The sequence below is a fragment of the Zhongshania sp. genome (assembly GCF_041584495.1).
Lineage (GTDB): Bacteria > Pseudomonadota > Gammaproteobacteria > Pseudomonadales > Spongiibacteraceae > Spongiibacter.
This window is the reverse complement of the sequence record NZ_JBFHDY010000234.1, coordinates 1-2,573: the sequence shown is the minus strand read 5'-3', so window position 1 is coordinate 2,573 and position 2,573 is coordinate 1. Positions and strand designations below refer to the sequence as shown.

The 2,573-nt window shown below is 51.0% G+C and carries 4 protein-coding genes; 2 read left to right on the top strand and 2 right to left on the bottom strand.

The genetic code is table 11. The annotated features are described in order from the left end of the window. Positions 1-226: 226 nt before the first annotated feature. Entirely contained in the window at positions 227-1,246 is a 1,020-nt protein-coding gene (galE, locus tag ABYP33_RS18555; protein WP_373092766.1) for a UDP-glucose 4-epimerase GalE, read from the bottom strand. Positions 1,247-1,422: 176 nt separating this feature from the next. On the opposite strand from galE, the gene ABYP33_RS18550 reads away from it, so the two are divergent. Continuing rightward, positions 1,423-1,620, top strand: coding sequence for a TraY domain-containing protein (locus ABYP33_RS18550; protein ID WP_373092765.1), 198 nt, complete (start codon positions 1,423-1,425; stop codon positions 1,618-1,620). Next, on the top strand, positions 1,604-1,870 hold the full coding sequence (locus ABYP33_RS18545) for a type II toxin-antitoxin system RelE/ParE family toxin (RefSeq protein WP_373092763.1): 267 nt from the start codon (positions 1,604-1,606) through the stop codon (positions 1,868-1,870). The genes ABYP33_RS18550 and ABYP33_RS18545 overlap by 17 nt, the downstream gene beginning before the upstream one ends. Before the next feature lie 516 nt (positions 1,871-2,386). Here the strand turns inward: ABYP33_RS18545 and ABYP33_RS18540 are convergent. Then, the coding region (locus ABYP33_RS18540) for a UDP binding domain-containing protein (RefSeq protein WP_373092761.1) at positions 2,387-2,573 on the bottom strand (187 nt) is incomplete at its 5' end.

Below are 2,573 nucleotides of genomic sequence, written 5' to 3'. Positions count from 1 at the left end.
CTAACCGACTGCGCCAGATTGCTGGCCTCAGCGGCCTTCCAGCGGCCACGAAGTGAATACAGCATATGGAAACGGCGACGACAGCAGCGAGAGGAGCTCCTAGCACTGCAGGGAATCTTGATATGAATTTATTCCGGACAGCAGTGTGCCTGGGCAGGGATGACACGCAGGTAAGACAGCGAAATAATCACCCAGCAAAGGGATAAAACCCAATAATCGTCCAGCATCACTCTTGTGCAAAGCCATCTGGGTTGCCGCTCTGCCAACGCCAGGTGTCGGCCATCATTTGCTCTAGACTACGGCCAGCAACCCAATCCAGCTCCTGCTTGGCTTTATCGGCATTGGCCCAGAACGCGGCTAAATCACCACTGCGGCGGGGTGCGATTTTATACGGTACTGGCTGGCCAGTGACGGCCTCAAACGCCTTTACCATATCCAACACCGACACACCTTGGCCGGTGCCTAAGTTAAAGGCGTGTAAACCCGGCTTTTCAAGGGCCAACAGTGACTGGCAGTGGCCTTCGGCCAAATCCACCACATGCAAATAATCGCGTTGGCAGGTGCCGTCTGGAGTGTCGTAATCATCGCCAAATATCGCCAGCTCAGCTAATTTGCCAACGGCAACTCGGGCAATAAACGGCATTAAATTATTGGGAATGCCCTTGGGGTCCTCCCCAATCAAACCCGATTCATGGGCACCAATCGGATTAAAATAGCGCAGCGCCGCAATTGCCCAGCGCGAATCCGAGACGCATAAATCGGCCAAAATCCGCTCGGCCATCGCCTTAGACGCGCCATAAGGGCTAGACGGCTGGCCCAGCGCCATCGTTTCAACATAGGGCACGGGGGCATCTGGCCCGTACACCGTGGCAGAGGAGCTAAATACCAGTTTAAACACCCCAGCGTCAGCCATTGCCTGACACAAGACCATAGTGCCGTGCACATTATTCTCGTAATACCGAATGGGCTGCTCAACACTCTCACCCACAGCCTTCAAACCGGCAAAATGAATCACCGCGTCAATCGCATGCGCAGTAAACACCGCAGCCATGGCGCTGGCATCGCGAACATCGGCATTCACAAACACCGGCGCCTTGCCACAAATTGCCTCAATGCGTGGCAGCACCGCCAAATTGCTATTCACCAAATTATCAACAATCACCACCCAATAACCGGCCTTAAGCAGCTCCACAACCGTGTGACTGCCAATATACCCAGCACCGCCGGTAACAAGAATTGTTTTCATGCAACAACATCCACTGTAAAAAGCCTTATGGTAATGCAAGACACCGGGGAATAACTAACGCTTGAAGAGGAAAACCTTGGATGGAGCCAACACAACGACCTGCTATACCTACCCTAACTGCGAAGACATCATTCTACACACCAACTATTTCCAGTGGAGTAGTAGATGCCATTAGATTGCCTGAAGACATCGAGGCGCGCTTAACTGCGTTAGCAGCCAAAACCGGCCGCACCAAAACGTTTTATGCCAAAGAAGCAATTCTAGAACATATAGATGATCTGGAAGATAAATACTTGGCCGCCAACCGACTAGAGAATCCTGGTAAACGCTGGACCTTGGACGATATGCAGCAGGATCTTGACGTGGGAAATTGAGTTTGACGACGAGGGAGCGAAAGAACTCCGAAAACTCGACCGAAAAGCACAACAAGAAATTCTACGCTATATCCGGGAACGCATTGCCACCAACGAAGACCCCCGCCGCTTTGGAAAACCACTTTCCCGCGATATGACCGGACTGTGGCGTTACCGTGTCCACAATTACCTTATAATCTGCCAAATTGAAGACGGCAGACTAGTCGTTTTAGTGCTGCGTGTTGGACATCGTAAAAATGTATACGAATAAATAGTAACAATATCACTCATCGATCAGTACAGGCCAAACTCAGACACTACCACCAAGAAGGATTCACTACGTTCACATGGATACCTGCCTACGCAGGTATGACGTAGCAGATAATTTTTAGTCTTTACTGCGAAGCTCGGAGGTCACTCCTACGCAGGTATGACAACAAATACTGCAAATTTAATTTATTCGTCACTCCTGCGAAGCCGGACTCCGCCCCTGCGAAGGCAGGGGGTCCATTGCTGCAACGGAGTTCGGGCTAAAGCGCTGCCCCACCATGCATTCACTGCGTTCATATGGATCCCTGCCTCCGCAGGGATGACTTAATGCAGCACGGGGGTATGACTACAAATTAAGCATGACCCACTTCTGCGCAGGCATGACAACAAATACTGCAAATTTAATTTGTTCGTCACTCCTGCGAAGCCGGACTCCGCCCCTGCGAAGGCAGGGGGTCCATTCCAGCAACGAAGCATCAAGCAGCTTTGCGCCGCCAAGGGCGTTACCACTCGCTACCTAGGTTTTAACCACACTCCGTCCCCGTCCAATCCCGTAATAAGCTATCCCATAACCTTCAAGCATTTCTGGCTCATACAAATTACGGCCATCGATAATAACGGGGTGTTTTAAATGCTCTTTAACAACATCAAAATCCGGTGCTTTAAACGCATTCCATTCGGTACACACCACTAAGGCATCGGCG